Here is a 15,643-nt window from a genome sequence, read left to right as displayed (position 1 = left end):
CCGCCGATTTCCCCATATCCGCACGCCCTTCCCCTCAGGAGATTCCCATGTCGCTGTCCGATGCCCGCTTCCCCGTCGATCTCGAACGCCGCCGCCTGCTCGGCTCGGCCGCCGCCGCCGCGGCCGGCGCGGGACTGCTTGGCCTGCTGCCCTCGGCCGCCGTGCGCGCCGCCACGTCGCTGGGCGATGACCGCATCCGCCCATTCCGGGCGCAGGTGTCCGAACAGGACCTGGCCGATCTGCGCCGGCGCGTGCGCGCCACCCGCTGGCCGGATCGCGAAACCGTCGCTGACACCTCGCAGGGCCTGCCGCTGGCGACGCTGCGCACGCTGGTCGATTACTGGGGCGGCGACTACGACTGGCGGCGGCTGGAAACGCGCATCAACCGCCTGCCGCAGTTCATCACCCGCATCGACGGCGTGGATATCCACTTCATCCATGTGCGCTCGCGCCATGCCGATGCGCTGCCGGTGATCCTGACCCACGGCTGGCCGGGCTCCTTCCTCGAATTCCTCGGCGCCATCGATCCGCTCACCAACCCCACCGCGCACGGCGGACGCGCCGAAGACGCCTTCGACGTGGTCATCCCGTCGATTCCCGGCTACGGCTTCTCCTCGCGTCCGGACACCACCGGCTGGGGGCCGGAGCGGGTCGGCCGCGCGTGGGACGAGCTGATGCGCCGCCTCGGCTACCACCACTATGTTTCGCAGGGCGGCGATCACGGTTCGGTGATCTCCGACGCGATGGGCCGGCAGCCGCCGCCGGGCCTGCGCGGCATCCACCTGACCATGCCGGCCACCGTGCCCGGCGATCTGATGGCGGCGATCAACGCCGGCGCCGCGCCGCCGGCCGGACTGGCCGCCGACGAGCGCGAGGCGTTCCAGGCCTTGAGCGCGTTCTTCGGCCGCAACGCCGCCTACGGCGCGATGATGGTCACCCGGCCGCAGACGATCGGCTATGCGCTGAACGATTCGCCGGTTGGCCTGGCCGCGTGGATGTACGACAAGATCGCGCAGTGGACCGACAGCGACGGCCAGCCCGAACGCGTGCTCGGCCGCGACGCCATCCTCGACGACATCAGCCTGTACTGGCTGACCGGCACCGCGACCTCGGCCGGGCGCTTCTACTGGGAAAACAACAACAACAACTTCAGCGCCACCGCGCAGAAGACCGATCGCATCACCGTGCCGGTGGCGGTCTCGGTGTTCCCCGGCGAGATCTACCGCGCGCCGCGCAGCTGGACCGAGCGCGCCTATCCCTCGCTCTACTACTTCAACTCGCTCGACAAGGGCGGGCACTTCGCCGCCTGGGAACAGCCGCAGCTGTTCAGCGCCGAACTGCGCGCCGCGTTCCGGCCGCTGCGCAAGACCCTCTGACCCCTCCCTTCGCATCGAGGCATCGCCATGAACACCGTTTCCATCGCTCCGACTTCCTCCCTCCGCCGCCTGCCCCTGGTGTCCTGGCTGCTGGCCGCGTTGCTCGCGTCCGGCACCGCCGCCGCCGCGCCGGTCCAAGCACCGGCCAGCACCGCCACGCCCGCGCTGATCGCCGACAAGCAGATCGACGCCGGTGATCTCAGCATCGGCTACGCCGATCTGGGGCCGGCCAAGGGCGAGGTGGTGATCCTGCTGCACGGCTGGCCCTACGACATCAACAGCTATGCCGAGGTCGCGCCCCAACTCGCCGCACGCGGCTACCGGGTGATCGTTCCGCACCTGCGCGGCTACGGCAGCACCCGCTTCCGTTCCGCCGACACGCCCCGCAACGGCGAGCCGGCGGCGCTGGCCTCCGACGTCATCGCGCTGATGGACGCGCTGAAGATTCCGCGCGCCACCCTGGCCGGCTACGACTGGGGCGCGCGCTCGGCCGACATCGTCGCCGCGCTGTGGCCGGAGCGGGTCAACGCGCTGGTCGCGGTCAGCGGCTATCTGATCAGCAGCCAGGAGGCCGGCCGCAAGCCGCTGCCGCCGCAGGCCGAGCTGCAATGGTGGTACCAGTACTACTTCGCCACCGATCGCGGCCGCGCCGGCTACACCCAGTACACGCACGACTTCGCCCGCCAGATCTGGCAGCTGGCCTCGCCGCGCTGGAAGTTCGACGACGCCACCTTCGCGCGCAGCGCCGCCGCGCTGGACAATCCGGATCACGTCGCCATCGTCGTGCACAACTACCGCTGGCGGCTGGGCCTGGCCGAGGGCGAACCGAAGTACGCGGCACTGGAGCAGCAGCTGGCGCAGGCCCCGGCGATCACCGTGCCGACCATCACCATCGAAGGCGACGCCAACGGCGCGCCGCACCCGCAGCCGCAGGCCTACGCCGGCAAATTCACCGGCAAGTACGAGCACCGCACCTTCGAAGGCGGCATCGGCCACAACCCGCCGCAGGAAGCGCCGGAGGCCTTCGTGCAGGCGGTCATCGACGCCACCCACCTGGCCCACGCGAAGGGAGGTGCGCGATGAGACGCTTGTTGATTGCCGCCGGCGTGTTCGGCGCTGTCGCGCTGACGCTCGGCCTGATCGGCATCGTGGAAGCACGCGACGGCAGCCACTCGCCCGCCGCCCCGATCTATGGCGTGCAACTGCCGGACGGCTACCGCGACTGGCCGCTGGTGGCGCCCGCGCAGGAAGCCGCGCCGCTGGACGAACTGCGCGTGATCGTCGGCAACCCGATCGCCATGCGCGCCTACCGCGACAACATCCGCCCCTTCCCCGACGGCAGCGTGCTGGTCAAGCGCGCCTGGAAGCATGAGCAATCGCCGGATTTCGAACCGGCCTCCATTCCCGGCGCCGCCACCACCGTGCAGGTGATGGTCAAGGATTCCAAGCGCTACGCGTCCACCGGCGGGTGGGGCTATGGGCGCTTCATCGACGGGCGTCCGGTCGATGAAGCCCAGCATCGCACCTGCCATGCCTGCCACGCCGCCCGCGTGAGCGATCGCGATTACGTGTTCACCCGCTACGCGTCGTGAGTCCACGGCGTTCCTCTCCCGCTCCAACCCACAACACCCACCCATCACAGGAGATTCCCATGAACACACTCGACACCGTGCTCTACACCGGCAAGACCCGCGTCACCGGCGGCCGCGAAGGCCACGCCCGCAGCGACGACGGCCAGCTCGACACCGCACTGTCACCGCCCGGCAGCGGCCGACCCGGCACCAATCCCGAACAGCTGTTCGCCGCCGGCTGGTCGGCCTGCTTCGAAGGCGCGATGAAGATCGCCGCGCGCGCCCAGCGCATCGCCCTGCCGGCGGATCTGGCCATCGACGCCGAGGTGGATCTGGGCAAGGTCGGCGACGGCTACCAGTTGCAGGCACGTCTCAATATCTCGCTGCCTGGCGTGGATCCCGCGCAGGCGCAGGCGGTGGTCGATGAAGCGCACCGCACCTGCCCGTACTCCAAGGCCACGCGCGGCAATATCGACGTGCAGATCCGGATCGTCTGATCCCGTTCGGTAACGAAACACGCGGCGCCCGGTCCCGGACACGTCCGGATACAAAACCGCCGGGCGCCGCACACACCCCCGCGACATGCGCGCGTTGCAATGGCCTCCATCCCGCACGCGAGTCTCTTCCCATGATCGAATACGCACTGGCCATCGCCGCCGGCATGGCCACCATCCTGTCTCCCTGCATCCTGCCGGTGCTGCCGATCGTGCTGGCCACCAGCACCGGCGGCGATCGCGCCGGCCCGCTGTGGGTGATCGCCGGCTTCGTCGGCACCTTCGCCGCCGGCGGCATCCTGCTCGGCGCGCTGTCCGCCTCTTCCGGCGAACTGCAAGGCGTCATCCGCACCGTCTCCATCAGCGTGTTGCTGCTGGCCGGCCTGGCCTGCTTCTGGCCCGCGCCGTTCGATCGGCTGGTGATGCTGTTCCAGCAATGGCGCCAGCAACTCGTGCCGGCGGGCTGGCAGGGTCCGCGCATCGGCGGCCGTCCCGGCGCGCTGCTGGTGGGTGCGTCACTCGGCCTGGCGTGGACGCCCTGCGCCGGACCGGTACTCGCCTCGGTGCTGTCGCTCGCGGCGACCTCGCAGGCACCGGGCAAGGCCAGCGCGCTGCTCGGCCTGTACGCGGCCGGCGCCGGCGTGCCGATGCTGCTCATCGCTTACGGCGGCCACTGGATCAACGACCGGTTGCCGTTCCTCAAACGCCATGCCGGTCGGTTGCGCCAGGGTTTCGGCGCGCTGGCCGTCGGTGTCGCCGTGCTGCAACTGACCCAGTACGACGTGTTCGTCTCGGCCTGGGCCACCCAGTGGCTTCCCCCCGTCTCGCAAGGACTCTGACCATGAACAAGATCGCTTCCCTCTCCACCCTGCTCGCCGCCTGCCTGTTCGCCGCTTCCTGCTCTCCCAGCGTGCAGGCCGATCCGGTGTCCCCCACCGCCAGTTCGCCCGCGCCGGTCGCACCGGAATTCCGCGGCATCGACCACTGGCTCAACGGCCCGCCGCAGACCCTGGCCGCCCTGCGCGGCAAGGTCGTGCTGGTCGAGTTCTGGACCTACTCGTGCATCAACTGCGTGCGGGTGATGCCGCACATCAAGGACTGGCATGCCAAGTACCGCGACCAGGGCCTGGTGGTGGTCGGCGTGCACACGCCCGAATACGGCTACGAAAAGAAACTGTCCAACCTGCAGGCGGCGGTGAAACGCTTCGGCATCACCTACCCGGTGGCGCAGGACAACAACTACGAAACCTGGAACGCCTACGGCAACCAGTACTGGCCCGCGCTGTACCTCATCGACGCCAACGGCCGCGTCGTCTACCAGCACTTCGGCGAAGGCGACTACGACACCACCGAAGCCAAAATCCGCAGCCTCCTGGCCACCCGCAAATAACCCGCCTCACCGGTACCCGGCCACCCGGGTACCGCCCCCTTCCATCCCTTGTAGGAGCAACGTAAGTCGCGACCGGAAACCACGGCAGCCCGGATCGCCATCAAAAGCCAAACATCCAAACGCTGACACATCGGAAAGCCACATCCACAAACAACACCGACGCGCACACCAGACTAGTCCGAACATCCCCCATCACCACCGCCCCCGGCACATCCGTCAAAGCCGCTCCCGGAAGCTCCAGGCGCCTCCCCGCCAGTCGCATCCGCATTGTTCGCGAACGCGGTCCGATCCATGAATGGCTTGTCGCCGAGCGTAACCGTGGCCCTGAAGGCAAGACAGACGACCGCCCCCAATACGGGTACCAGCCACACCAGCGCAAGCTGGGCCACACGGCGCGAACGCGGCATGTCGGCGTCGCCAACAACCCTGGCGGAGGCAACGAAGTTAAGTATCAACCAAACCCCGATGAGGGCGCCCCATATCCAGCTCATGCGCTCTCCTTGGTATCTCTGCGAACCATCAGCCATCCCCTCTACCGGAACCCCGTTGAACAAACGGGAATGGCAGCTCCCGTAGACCGATATCCGGCATCCGTTCCAGCGCCCGCAATTCCAGCCCTTCCCATGAGCACTGAAGGTCTTCCTCTGCCAACGATGGCATCCGCCAGACCTCGTAGTGGCCGATGAAGTCATCCAGTTCTTCATCGAAGCGGGAGTAAAATAAAAAAGTTTCCTCGCCACGCCTCGCAACTACCATGCATGGCACGTCCCAGAAGTCCCTGTAAGCAATCACTGACCAGCTTGCCAAGGTGCTCTCCTATGCAGCCTTGCCGCATGTCTGGAATGCGCTGATGCCCTCGAGGCCCTCACGGGCGAATATCCACCCCAGGTAGGAGCGGCCTCCGGCCGCGAGCTCTCCCGCGCGATGTCCGGTTCCGATGATTGCGACGGTGAGGGTCGTGGCGATCGCGCAAAAAGATCGCGGCCGGAGGCCGCTCCTACCTCTTTTTTTGCATTGCTCCGTGTGCATCGGGGTTTGTGGCGAGCCTTCACGCCAACCCTACTCCGCCGCCTCCGGCGCACAGAACGCATTGCTGTAAATCCCCGACCGATCAAAGCAGCAGGCCCGGCGCTTGCCCGATTCCAGCTGATCGCACGCGGTAGCAATGCGCTTCACCCGGGTTTCGGCTTTCTTGCCGGAGGTCATCCATTGGATCCAGTCGCGGCGCGCGACCGGAGTGAGGGTGGCCCACTGCGCCTTGGCGGCCGGATGCTCGGCCAGCGCCTTGCGGATGTCGGGCGGCACCTTGGGTTCGGGTTCGACCGCCACCGGCGCCATTTCCAGCGCCACGGTATCGCCCACCGACACGCCGGCGGCCTCGCGCAGTTTCTTTTCCACCTTGAGCCAGTGGCTGCCCTGCCCATCCGGCTCCAGCGTGGCCTGGAAGGCATGCCCGTCGAGCTTGCCGTCCACGGTCACCTGGCTGCGCGTGGGCAGCTTCGCACTGGCCTCGGCCGGCAGGACCAGGAAAGTCCAGGCCGCGCCTTTCGGCTCCGCCGGCCGGGACAGCTTCGCCTTGAATTTGACGGTGTTGGTGGCTGTGCTCATGGGGGCGAAAGATAGCACCGGCGATGCCGGAGGGTGGGAGAAGCGGCGCCCGTCCGGCCAACGGGCCGGACTACGAACCCGCGACCGCCTTCTCCAGCGCCGCGATGTCGATCTTCTTCATCTCCATCATCGCCTTGAACGCGCGCTCGGCCTGTTCGCCGCCACCACTGACCAGCTCGATCAGGCGCCGGGGGGTGATCTGCCAGCACAGGCCGAAACGGTCCTTGCACCAGCCGCACATGATCTCCTGGCCGCCGCCCTCGGTGATGGCATTCCAGTAGCGATCGGTTTCCGCCTGATCCTCCGTCGACACCTGGAAGCTCATCGCATCGCTGAAGGTAAACGAGGCCCCGCCGTTCAACAGTAGGAAGGGCTTGCCGAGAATCGTCATCTCGATGGTCAGCACGCCGCCCTGCTTGCCGTCGGGATAGTCGCCGGGCGCGCGGTTGACCTTGTCGATGCGGCTATCGGCGAAGGTGTCCGCGTAGAACTGGGCCGCTTCCTCGGCATTGCCGTCGAAGCACAGGCAGGGCTGGATGCGCGGGATCATGGCGGGCCTCGTGAGTCGGGTTTGGGAGGGGAGCGTACTGCGGCGACATTTGGTTCAAGTGAATTTCAGTCGTTCAGAGCAGCCGAAAGATCAGGACTCGCCCCAGTCAGCAATCGCAAGCCACAACATGAGGGCGCTGCCGCCAGCCAGCAGTACAAGCGCGAGGCAGAATCCGATGGGTTCTTCGGCCCATCCAACCATTGCTCCTTTGGTGTACCTGCCGTACAGCGGCAATTCGCCGTCGGACAGCCCTGTAACGATCATGTACAGACCATAGACGCCCATTGACGCAACCACGATTCTCGCCATGCGCCATACCCATCTGCGCGGGCTTCTCTTTCGCTTTGTCCGGTGGATGAACATGTTCTCTGCCTAAAGATTCTTGCGTTTTGCCCGCTGCCGGTGTGATTCCCGTGTCTACTTGTTTGGCGCTGCCGCCGAGGAATGTTCACTGCCATTGCCACCGGTCAGTCTTCCCAGCCAACGCGCCCCTTCCTTTTTGGCAAGCGTAAACGTCTCCGCCTTGGACAAAAAGATAAATGCCAGGAAGACGAACAGCACCGAATTCACACCACAGATCCAGGCGAACAGGCTCTTCGGACCACCACTGACGGCGGCCACCAGAAATCCGACCGCTGATAAAGCCAGTAGAAAGTACCCAAGGGTATGCAGGAACGAAGTAACCGCCAGCCCCTTCGCGGTTGCATACCGGGACTTGGCCCAGACAACCGTTCTGCCAACCGGGTCGTACTGATACAGGGGCCAAAGCTGCGCGACCTGAAAGATACCGTCCGCGCAATGGTCCGACGCGCATATCCGGCGGATGACACCCGCCGGCAAATAGGTCCCGCACAAATGTCGAGTGGCAACTTCTAGCGCCATATCGTCCATCTGTTCCACGCCCTTCCATAGGCCGAGAAACTCGGTTCGCTGCTGGCTCTTGGTCCTGTGAAGTCCTGTCAGCATCGTGATCGCATAGCCCGCGACCGCAATCGACGCTATCGGCACAACCGCCGATGTCCCTATCGCCTTGAGGATTTCTTCCATCATCTATCTACCCTCCCTGACCCGACATTCTTCCTGAAAGATGGCGCATACCATCTTCCCGCTTCTCAATACGGCGCCGCGATAGCTTCAAACTCCATTTCGTTGAAGTCACGCAACGTGCGTCTTTCCATCAGCCCTTTGTTCGTCAGACGCCCGGTTTCAAGCCGGCCACCGGTTGCCCAGACCAGACGGTCTCCGTCCAGGTCGGCCCATTCCCAATCCGGGCAAGCAATGGCCCCACTGGAAGGATGAACCAGTACATGCTCATCCCAATAGCAGCCCTTGCCGGGGCCTGCGTAGAGCTGCAGATGCGACATCTTCTTCAGGGTCCAGCCACGGGGGCAGGGCTTTTCAAAGGTGAACCATTCATTCCGATGATCGGCGCGCTCCCGCCCCGCAAGCGTCCATCCATCCCGCATCAGCCGGTGGTAGTAAACGCCAGGGCATTCGCCACCATAGTCGATGGACGGGCGCCAACTGAGATCGCGGCGTATGTATCGGACGTCATGCATCACCTCGTGCCCGTAGCCGTCATTGAGCCAATAGAGGCCGTTACTGGTCCACAGTCCACCACCGTTCCAGCAATCGCCCTTGGGAAACATCGCCAAGGCTTTCAGATACGGCGCGCGCGAGATGGCAGTCCAGGAGCCCTTGGCCTCGCCGCTCCATTTGCCGTTCATCGCGAAATAGATCAGATGCTCGCCATCCGGTGAAAGATCGCAGCGTCGTTCGTAGATGCGACCTCTGAGCCATTGGCCCAGCCTGAAGTGGTCTTTGCGCCGGTCCCACAGCAGGACAGCCACGGACTTCGCCGGACCACGCCGGATGACGACACCCACCGGCGCATCACGCGCCAGCAGGACATGGATACGAGCCGGAAACTTGGCCATCCCTGGTGATTCCTTGAGTCCCTGTTCTGCCTGATCGATCCGATGCGTCTTGCCGACCGCAGCATGCCACGTCCGAAGTCCCCTGCGGCCATCACCAACCGCGAAGCCGCATCACGCCAGCCAACGGCCAGACAGGACGAAGCCTGAGCACTCCCGACGCGCTTCCATCACCCCAAAGCCTGCGCACGCTTCCAATCCCGCGGCGCCAGCCCCACGTGCGCCTTGAACGCGCGTGACAGCGCGGCTTCGCTGCCGTAGCCGACGTCGGCGGCGACGACTTTCAGGGGGCGGTCCTGGCGCAGGGCCTGTTGGGCCAGGCTGACCCGCCAGCCTTGCAGGTACTGGCCGGGCGTGATGCCCAGCGTTTCGCGGAAGGCGCCGGCGAAGACGCTGCGCGACATGCCGGCGGTGGCGGCCAGATCATCCAGCGTCCATTCCCGGGCCGGTGATTCGTGCATGGCCACCAGCGCGTGGCGCAGGCGCGGGTGGGACATGCCGGCCAGCATGCCGCCGCGCACTTCGCCGCGTTCCATCAGCTGGCGCAGGATGAGGACCATCAGCGCCTCGAACAGGCGGTTGATCAAGGCATGGCGTCCGCACCGCTGCGCGAACGCCTCGTCGAACAGCAGATCCAGCACCGGCGAGGCGCCATCAATCGCGTCGAGCGGCAGGCAGATGAATTCCGGCAGCGACGCCGCGATCGGATTGCTCGCGCCACCGTCGAAACGCACGTTGGCGCAGGTCATGTCCGCGCCGCGCACCGGATCGGTGACGAAGCGGTGCGACAGCGGCCGCGGGTACAGCAGCAGGCTGGGCACCTCCACGCAGTGCGAGGCATTGCCGTGGAAAACCTCCACCGCGCCGTGCCGGATCAGGTGCAGCTGGCCCAGGCCGGCCTCGGCCTCCAGCAGGTTGACGCCGCACAGGGCCCCGGCCTGGAACACCTGGGCGGTGACGGAAAAACGCTCCAGCAGGGCGGCGAGTCGGTCGGACATCAGGACGCTCGGTCAAGTTTAAAGGACGATACGTAGCCAATCGTATCGCCTTGGCGCGCAAAGTACACCTCGCCAGCCGGCACGGCCTCACCGCCGACCACCCACCCCTTCAGCCAAGGATTCCACCCATGAACGCACTCACCCGCTCCGTCGCCGTCGCCCTGATCGCCTTTGCCGCCCAGGCCGGCGCCACCGCCCAGGCCGCCCAATCCCCGCAGACGCCCACCGCCCTGGGCGCCACCGTCAGCGGCAGCTACGTCACCACCCGCGACGGCGTGCAGCTGTACTACAAGGACTGGGGCCCGAAGGACGGCCCGGTCGTCACCTTCAGCCATGGCTGGCCGCTCAACTCGGACAGCTGGGAATCGCAGATGCTGTTCCTGGCCGCCAAGGGCTACCGCGTGGTTGCCCACGACCGCCGCGGCCACGGCCGCTCCAGCCAGCCGTGGGACGGCAACGACATGGACCACTACGCCGACGACCTGGCCGCGGTCATCGAAGCGCTGGACCTGAAGGATGTCACCCTGGTCGGCTTCTCCACCGGCGGCGGCGAAGTGGCCCGCTACATCGGCCGCCACGGCACCGCGCGGGTCAAGAAGGCCGTGCTGGTCAGCGCCGTGCCGCCGCTGATGCTCAAGACCGCCGACAACCCGGGCGGCCTGCCGATCGAAGTGTTCGACGGCCTGCGCAAGGGTTCGCTGGACAACCGCGCACAGCTGTACACCGACATCGCCTCCGGCCCCTTCTTCAACTTCAACCGTCCGGGCCAGAAGCCGAATGCCGCGCTGATCCAGTCGTTCGTCGCCCAGGGCCTGCAGGCCGGCCACAAGAACACGTACGACTCCATCGCCGCGTTCTCCGCCACCGACTTCCGCGCCGACCTGAAGAAGTTCGACGTGCCCACCCTGGTGGTCCACGGCGATGACGACCAGATCGTCCCCATCGACAGCTCGGGCAAGGCCTCGGCCGCGCTGGTCAAGGGCGCACAGCTCATCGTCTACAAGGGCGCCCCGCACGGCCTGGCGGACACCCACAAGGATCGCCTCAACCAGGACCTGCTGGACTTCCTGAGCAAGTAAGCCAACCGCACGGCAACGGGCCCGGACAGTGATGTCCGGGCCTGTTGTTTTTGTGGGTGGTGATATCAGGTTCGGTCAGCGATGCCGCGCCGGCATGGCGTAAATCGTCAACCGCGCGTGCGCCGACTCACCAGCAATACGCCACGCCCGACCGTCACTTGCAAATCGTCACCAACCGCGAAACCGCATTGCTCCAGCCAGCGGCCGGACAGGCGCAGCTTGGGCACGGGGCGGCTGACGACGTGCTCGTCGTGGCGTTCATCGTAGTACTGGAAGCCCATCGTGCAGCGGTGCGGGATGCGGAAGCGGCGGCGTTGCGGGCGCGGAGGCTTTGCGGGCGGCAGTGGTTCGGGTGGCGCGATTTCCGTGGCGGGCGGATCTTCCGCGATGGTCCAGACGCATCGGACGCGACGGGGTTTGCGGGGGGATTTGGGCGCGGCGGTGCGCGCCGGTGACTTGCGACGGGTCATATGGGATTCCTCGGTTGTCTGGAATCCGCCGCCTCGCTGCTAAACGGGGTGACGGACGGTACGCGGTTAGCAGACCGGACCGAGGACCGGCAGACCTTGCGGTCTCCGCGCACCGCCCGCCATATGACAGGCACGCTTCCATGCCCCGATGACAAGCATGAAAAAAGCGCCGGTCATCGGTTGATGGGCGCTGGTGCGCCTCGGTTGTTCGGGCTGCTAAACCCGGCTGCCGGATTTAGGGCAGCGGGGGGAATGGTGCTATGGAGAGGGTGTGGCGTCAAATGGCTTTAGAGCGCTCTACGTATGACGGCTATCGGCCAGAAGCGGACCTTGTGAACTGACGCCTAAGCGTCGACCTTTGGAAGATCGCGGGTTCATCTACAGTGACCCACTAGCGCTGCGGTCGGCTCAAACGCCACCAATGCCATAGCTCGCATCGGCGTCTATGACGCTATCATTCTTTTGGCGGGACTGGATACGGAACGAGTGTATCCTTCTTTTTCAGTAGCTTCGCCACTCGCCCAAGATTGGACTTTTTTGCAAACATCCAGACCCACTGCCCTCCTCGTGCCTTCATCCAGCGACCGCCCCAATCCTTGAACTTGTCCTTGTGTGCGAGCGTGTTTCCGGCTACTACAAACGCCTTATCAGAGTAGTCATACAAGGTCGCGTCATCGTCATTCACGTCATCGTTGGCGTTCGAGCGCTTGGTCTCCTGCTTGTCGGTCGGAACTATTGCAGCCGACTTCGTTGCGCGCTTGAGCTCTGCAACATTAACCGTTGGAGTAACATTCATTCGATCTATGACGGTAGTGAGTTGTTTGAAAAGCATATTTTCAAGCTTTGAGGGCGTCTCGTAGTCAAAAACTAGGCCCTTCTGTTGGATCTGTTTCTTAAAATCCCGAAGGCGCTTCACCTGATCGATATCGCAATCACTAGGGAAGTTCCGCGTGGAAAAGTAGATCATCACTGGCTTTTTCTCTTTGACGAACCAGTTAATTTCTTCAATCGTTCCGGATTCTGCCTCACCAGTTGGTGAACCCAGGCGTGTCCAGAAAATGCCGACAAGCATGTCGCACTCGCGGACAATTTGCTCATTAATTACCGCTTGCGGACGAGCGTCGAGGGATGGCGCAGCGTGGGTCTCCCACATTACAGGGAGAAGTACAATGCCCCTAGCCTTCGAGTTGTGAGAGTTCCAATCGTGGATTGCCGAGGCCACTGCCGCCCGGTCCTCTGCAACATCGGAGGGCGAGGCAACAAGCACGCGATAGACCGTGGCGGAAAATGACATGAGAATTCCCTTCTTTGGTAGTTGAAAATCGACCGATCTGGGTCGAAAGCGGCCATTCGTCTATCTATTCTTTACTCAATGAGCTCAATTACGAATTCCTTTGCATATAGGGAAGGTGGAGCATCCCCAGAATCCATTTCCATCCCGCCGACTAACTCTGCGAACCATTGTTTCGCCACATCGTGGGCAGGACGGTACGTCTATCAGTTTCTCTGTCATTGCAACTAGCCTTGGTTCTATCCGATTCCTTGCGTCAATCGCTCCCGAGCTCACAGCTCGTCCTTGCTCGATCATCGCTAACAAAGTTGAGCCGTCGATCAGCTCAATCCGCTTCCCCTCGGCAAACCGCTCCGCATCCGGCGTGAAGCCGCCCAGCGCAGCAATCCGCACCTCATCCGCCCGGTGATGGGCCATCAGCCCATACATCTCCCGCACCACATTGACCGGCACGCGTTCGCGCCGCCATTGCTTGCACTGCACCAGGATGCGTCGGCCATCGCGACGCAGAATCAGATCGATGCCGCCGTCGGCACCGCCCAGGCCGGTTTCCTCGACGCTGTAGCCGCGACGGCGAAAGGCTTCGCCGACCAGTCGCTCGAAGTCGCGCCAGCCCAGCGCGGCGATGCTTTCCAGCCCGGTGCGGGTATCCAGCAACCGACGAGTGCGCCGGGCATTGAAGAACGAGGCCAGCGCGCCGATGGCGCACATGCCGAAGAACAGCCAGCCGAGCAGCGAGAACGGATGGGACGCTCCGGCGAACGCCTGCGCCAACGACCCGCTCTGACGGGCGAACCACATCGGTACGCCGTGAGCGAGCGTGAGATAGCCCAGCGCACCGACCACCAGACCGACCGGCCAAGGCAGGCCCGCCAGCACGTCGATGAGATTGCGTTTACCACGTCCCATGTGGCCTTCCCCATTACCCCGGGGCGGACCATAGCGCGAATCAGGACACGTTTGAAGTGTGTGCCAAGCCGTTTATCGGGTCAGGGGCAGTTGGCGTACCGGAGTCGGGATGAGAGGCGGAGTTTGGGACCAGTGGAAACCTAGAGCATCCGAAACACGTCGGTCAGTTCCCTGTCCGTATGTGGCGTTTCCCACTTGGACATCCAGCAGAAGGAAACGCCCGCGCGCTCGGCGGTTCGCTTCAGGGTTTCAAGTTCGCGCTGGGTAGGAACATAGTGCTCGGGGATGAAGTGCATCAGGGCGACGGGCCTGCGGAGCGAGAAACCGGGCTTCAACTCCTTGAACATTCCGCGTAGTACCTCGCGGATACGCGTGAAATCTTCGAGTTCGCCTCGCCGATTGTCCAGTGAGTGGCAATCCCGTCGGATGGTCCTTTCCTCGCCTACAGTGCGTGCCAGGAAGTGGTCTGGGTAGACCTGGATATAGATGACGGGGCGATGGAATAGCCGCATTCTGATGGGCCGCTATAGCGAAGTGCTGTTACGTCTTTTCTTGGGGAGGCTGATGGTGCGGAGGCTGACGTCCGAAGCCTCAATCAACCATCTTGCCCGCGCTCCCGGTGGGCCCGCCCATTCGATTTCATGGAGAATGGATCCGGCATCTGTGAGCCGGAGTTCGCTGTATCGCCAATCGAAGTGACCGGCTTCCGATCTCGGATTCTCCAAGGTGTAGGCATGCACCTTGGGATAGAAAAGCTCGATGTATCTGTCGTGATTCGCGCCCAGAAGCCGTATCCGCAAGCTCAGATGACGAATCTCGTTTCGGCTGCCCTCGGCCGGCTCCTCAAACCTGGCCCACTCCAACCAAGCGTCATGGGGGCAGCGAGGATCGGAGACATCTAGCAATGAGCCTGTCGCAAGGTCGTAAGCCGAGACGGGAAATCTATCCTTGTGGAGCGTCAAATACTCGCTGTAGCGCCGCCAAGGTTCATTCGGGTCTCCGCCCGCGTGAAGCTGTTCTGCAAGAATGAACATAGGTTCTGGTTTCAGTGGTTAGTCCGAATCGCCAAGCCCCAACCGTGCCAATGCCTCGGGCAGTGATAGCTGATTGCAGCCGTTGTCGTGAAGCACGCCATTGGTATCCAACTCCCCCAGCTCGAAACCTTCTTCGACATCCTCGAAATATAGAAGCCCATTGGGAAGATGGGCCACGACCAGCACATGCTCCAGCCCATATCGACGCTGGAACGGCACCGCATAGGGCATTACTCGATAGGTGCCGAAACACGTCCGTTGGGCTTGCGAACACTCGTTGAGCTGATTTGCTACGAGCGCTTCCAGTTCGTTGACGGAAATCGGCTCCCAGGAACGCGAATAGAACTTCTCGCTACTGACGGCAACAGTACCGGCATCACCTCGAACATGACCTAGGGCGCCCTGCCAATCCACTTGCCATCCGGTCTCCGAAAAGAACGCCTGCAAGGCACTTTCATCCGCAACCCATGAGTCGAAGGTGGCCGACTGCCTTGAGTCGGAAGGTTCGTCCCACCATTCGAGTATCAGGAATCCGCCGGTGTCCTCGGCATCATCGCTGACCTTGACCCTGTGGCCGGGCTTGTCGCTATTGATGATGCGTCCAGGTACGTCTCTGGGAATACTCATGCGAGCCCGTCTTCATTCGCCTGCGGCATCGACCTGGACGGCCGACCTTCTTCCGCATAGTGCTTCTGGATGGCCGTGATGATGGATCCCCGCTCGTCTTCCGTGACGGCACGAACCACCTTGGAATCCGCATCCAGCCAGTGCTGGATGGAATCCGGGTGTATCACCCGGCCACGAGAAAAAAGCCCCTCTTCATAGTCGACCCACACGAGCACCGAGAGCCCCTCCATGCGATATGCAAGCGTCTCCCGGTCAACCCAATCGATGCGGTACTGCATGAGCCGAAGCGTTCCCTGTCTGGCGGACGCCCAC

The 15,643-nt window shown here is 64.0% G+C and carries 20 protein-coding genes; 7 read left to right on the top strand and 13 right to left on the bottom strand.

The genetic code is table 11. The annotated features are described in order from the left end of the window. Nucleotides 1–47: 47 nt before the first annotated feature. The 6 genes from FHW78_RS10695 to FHW78_RS10670 all read left to right on the top strand — a co-directional run bounded on the left by FHW78_RS10695 (nucleotide 48) and on the right by FHW78_RS10670 (nucleotide 4,831). Nucleotides 48–1,376, top strand: coding sequence for an epoxide hydrolase (locus tag FHW78_RS10695; protein WP_183640006.1), 1,329 nt, complete (start codon nucleotides 48–50; stop codon nucleotides 1,374–1,376). Between the two features lie 27 nt (nucleotides 1,377–1,403). After that, entirely contained in the window at nucleotides 1,404–2,459 is a 1,056-nt protein-coding gene (locus FHW78_RS10690) for an alpha/beta hydrolase (protein WP_183640004.1), read from the top strand. Then, a complete protein-coding gene (locus FHW78_RS10685; protein ID WP_183640002.1) occupies nucleotides 2,456–2,968 on the top strand; it encodes a cytochrome P460 family protein in 513 nt (170 codons plus the stop codon). The genes FHW78_RS10690 and FHW78_RS10685 overlap by 4 nt, the downstream gene beginning before the upstream one ends. Nucleotides 2,969–3,027: 59 nt before the next feature. Next, entirely contained in the window at nucleotides 3,028–3,444 is a 417-nt protein-coding gene (locus FHW78_RS10680; protein WP_183640000.1) for an organic hydroperoxide resistance protein, read from the top strand. Nucleotides 3,445–3,575: 131 nt separating this feature from the next. Further along, complete coding sequence (locus FHW78_RS10675; RefSeq protein ID WP_183639998.1) at nucleotides 3,576–4,280, top strand: cytochrome c biogenesis CcdA family protein; 705 nt, start codon at nucleotides 3,576–3,578, stop codon at nucleotides 4,278–4,280. Nucleotides 4,281–4,282: 2 nt separating this feature from the next. After that, the gene (locus FHW78_RS10670; RefSeq protein WP_183639996.1) at nucleotides 4,283–4,831 is read left to right on the top strand and encodes a thioredoxin family protein; all 549 of its coding nucleotides are present in this window, start codon (nucleotides 4,283–4,285) and stop codon (nucleotides 4,829–4,831) included. A gap of 519 nt (nucleotides 4,832–5,350) precedes the next feature. On the opposite strand, the gene FHW78_RS10665 is transcribed toward FHW78_RS10670, so the two are convergent. The 7 genes from FHW78_RS10665 to FHW78_RS10635 all read right to left on the bottom strand — a co-directional run bounded on the left by FHW78_RS10665 (nucleotide 5,351) and on the right by FHW78_RS10635 (nucleotide 9,921). Then, nucleotides 5,351–5,638, bottom strand: a complete 288-nt coding sequence (locus tag FHW78_RS10665; RefSeq protein ID WP_183639994.1) for a hypothetical protein — start codon at nucleotides 5,636–5,638, stop codon at nucleotides 5,351–5,353. Between the two features lie 252 nt (nucleotides 5,639–5,890). After that, nucleotides 5,891–6,439, bottom strand: coding sequence for a YdeI/OmpD-associated family protein (locus FHW78_RS10660; protein WP_183639992.1), 549 nt, complete (start codon nucleotides 6,437–6,439; stop codon nucleotides 5,891–5,893). A 70-nt stretch (nucleotides 6,440–6,509) separates the two neighbouring features. Beyond that, the gene (locus FHW78_RS10655; protein ID WP_183639990.1) at nucleotides 6,510–6,989 is read right to left on the bottom strand and encodes a VOC family protein; all 480 of its coding nucleotides are present in this window, start codon (nucleotides 6,987–6,989) and stop codon (nucleotides 6,510–6,512) included. A gap of 90 nt (nucleotides 6,990–7,079) precedes the next feature. Continuing rightward, nucleotides 7,080–7,298, bottom strand: coding sequence for a hypothetical protein (locus tag FHW78_RS10650; RefSeq protein ID WP_183639987.1), 219 nt, complete (start codon nucleotides 7,296–7,298; stop codon nucleotides 7,080–7,082). 108 nt (nucleotides 7,299–7,406) lie between these two features. Further along, nucleotides 7,407–8,039 carry a hypothetical protein gene (locus FHW78_RS10645; protein WP_183639985.1) on the bottom strand — a complete coding sequence of 211 codons (633 nt, stop codon included), beginning with the start codon at nucleotides 8,037–8,039 and terminating at the stop codon, nucleotides 7,407–7,409. A 62-nt stretch (nucleotides 8,040–8,101) separates the two neighbouring features. After that, nucleotides 8,102–8,926 (bottom strand): hypothetical protein, encoded by an 825-nt coding sequence (locus tag FHW78_RS10640; protein ID WP_183639983.1) that lies wholly within the window; start codon nucleotides 8,924–8,926, stop codon nucleotides 8,102–8,104. A gap of 167 nt (nucleotides 8,927–9,093) precedes the next feature. Continuing rightward, nucleotides 9,094–9,921, bottom strand: a complete 828-nt coding sequence (locus tag FHW78_RS10635) for an AraC family transcriptional regulator (protein WP_183639981.1) — start codon at nucleotides 9,919–9,921, stop codon at nucleotides 9,094–9,096. 128 nt (nucleotides 9,922–10,049) lie between these two features. Here FHW78_RS10635 and FHW78_RS10630 point away from each other — a divergent pair, with 128 nt between their 5' ends. Beyond that, a complete protein-coding gene (locus FHW78_RS10630; RefSeq protein ID WP_183639979.1) occupies nucleotides 10,050–11,000 on the top strand; it encodes an alpha/beta hydrolase in 951 nt (316 codons plus the stop codon). A 107-nt stretch (nucleotides 11,001–11,107) separates the two neighbouring features. Here FHW78_RS10630 and FHW78_RS19975 read toward each other — a convergent pair whose 3' ends face one another. From FHW78_RS19975 to FHW78_RS10600, 6 genes are all read right to left on the bottom strand, one after another. Next, entirely contained in the window at nucleotides 11,108–11,470 is a 363-nt protein-coding gene (locus FHW78_RS19975) for a SymE family type I addiction module toxin (RefSeq protein WP_255443191.1), read from the bottom strand. A 454-nt stretch (nucleotides 11,471–11,924) separates the two neighbouring features. Further along, entirely contained in the window at nucleotides 11,925–12,764 is an 840-nt protein-coding gene (locus FHW78_RS10620; protein WP_183639977.1) for a DUF4062 domain-containing protein, read from the bottom strand. Nucleotides 12,765–12,848: 84 nt separating this feature from the next. Then, nucleotides 12,849–13,670 carry a restriction endonuclease gene (locus FHW78_RS10615; protein ID WP_183639975.1) on the bottom strand — a complete coding sequence of 274 codons (822 nt, stop codon included), beginning with the start codon at nucleotides 13,668–13,670 and terminating at the stop codon, nucleotides 12,849–12,851. 140 nt (nucleotides 13,671–13,810) lie between these two features. Beyond that, nucleotides 13,811–14,017: a hypothetical protein gene (locus tag FHW78_RS19970; protein WP_255443190.1), complete on the bottom strand. Its 207-nt coding sequence runs from the start codon at nucleotides 14,015–14,017 to the stop codon at nucleotides 13,811–13,813. A 705-nt stretch (nucleotides 14,018–14,722) separates the two neighbouring features. Next, the gene (locus FHW78_RS19965; RefSeq protein WP_255443189.1) at nucleotides 14,723–15,331 is read right to left on the bottom strand and encodes a hypothetical protein; all 609 of its coding nucleotides are present in this window, start codon (nucleotides 15,329–15,331) and stop codon (nucleotides 14,723–14,725) included. Continuing rightward, nucleotides 15,328–15,609 carry a hypothetical protein gene (locus FHW78_RS10600; RefSeq protein WP_183639970.1) on the bottom strand — a complete coding sequence of 94 codons (282 nt, stop codon included), beginning with the start codon at nucleotides 15,607–15,609 and terminating at the stop codon, nucleotides 15,328–15,330. The genes FHW78_RS19965 and FHW78_RS10600 overlap by 4 nt, the downstream gene beginning before the upstream one ends. Between the last annotated feature and the right edge of the window lie 34 nt (nucleotides 15,610–15,643).

Origin of the sequence: Pseudoxanthomonas sp. OG2 (genome assembly GCF_014192765.1) — a bacterium.
GTDB classification, from domain to species: domain Bacteria; phylum Pseudomonadota; class Gammaproteobacteria; order Xanthomonadales; family Xanthomonadaceae; genus Pseudoxanthomonas_A; species Pseudoxanthomonas_A beigongshangi.
This window is presented reverse-complemented; position numbering and strand designations above follow the sequence as displayed.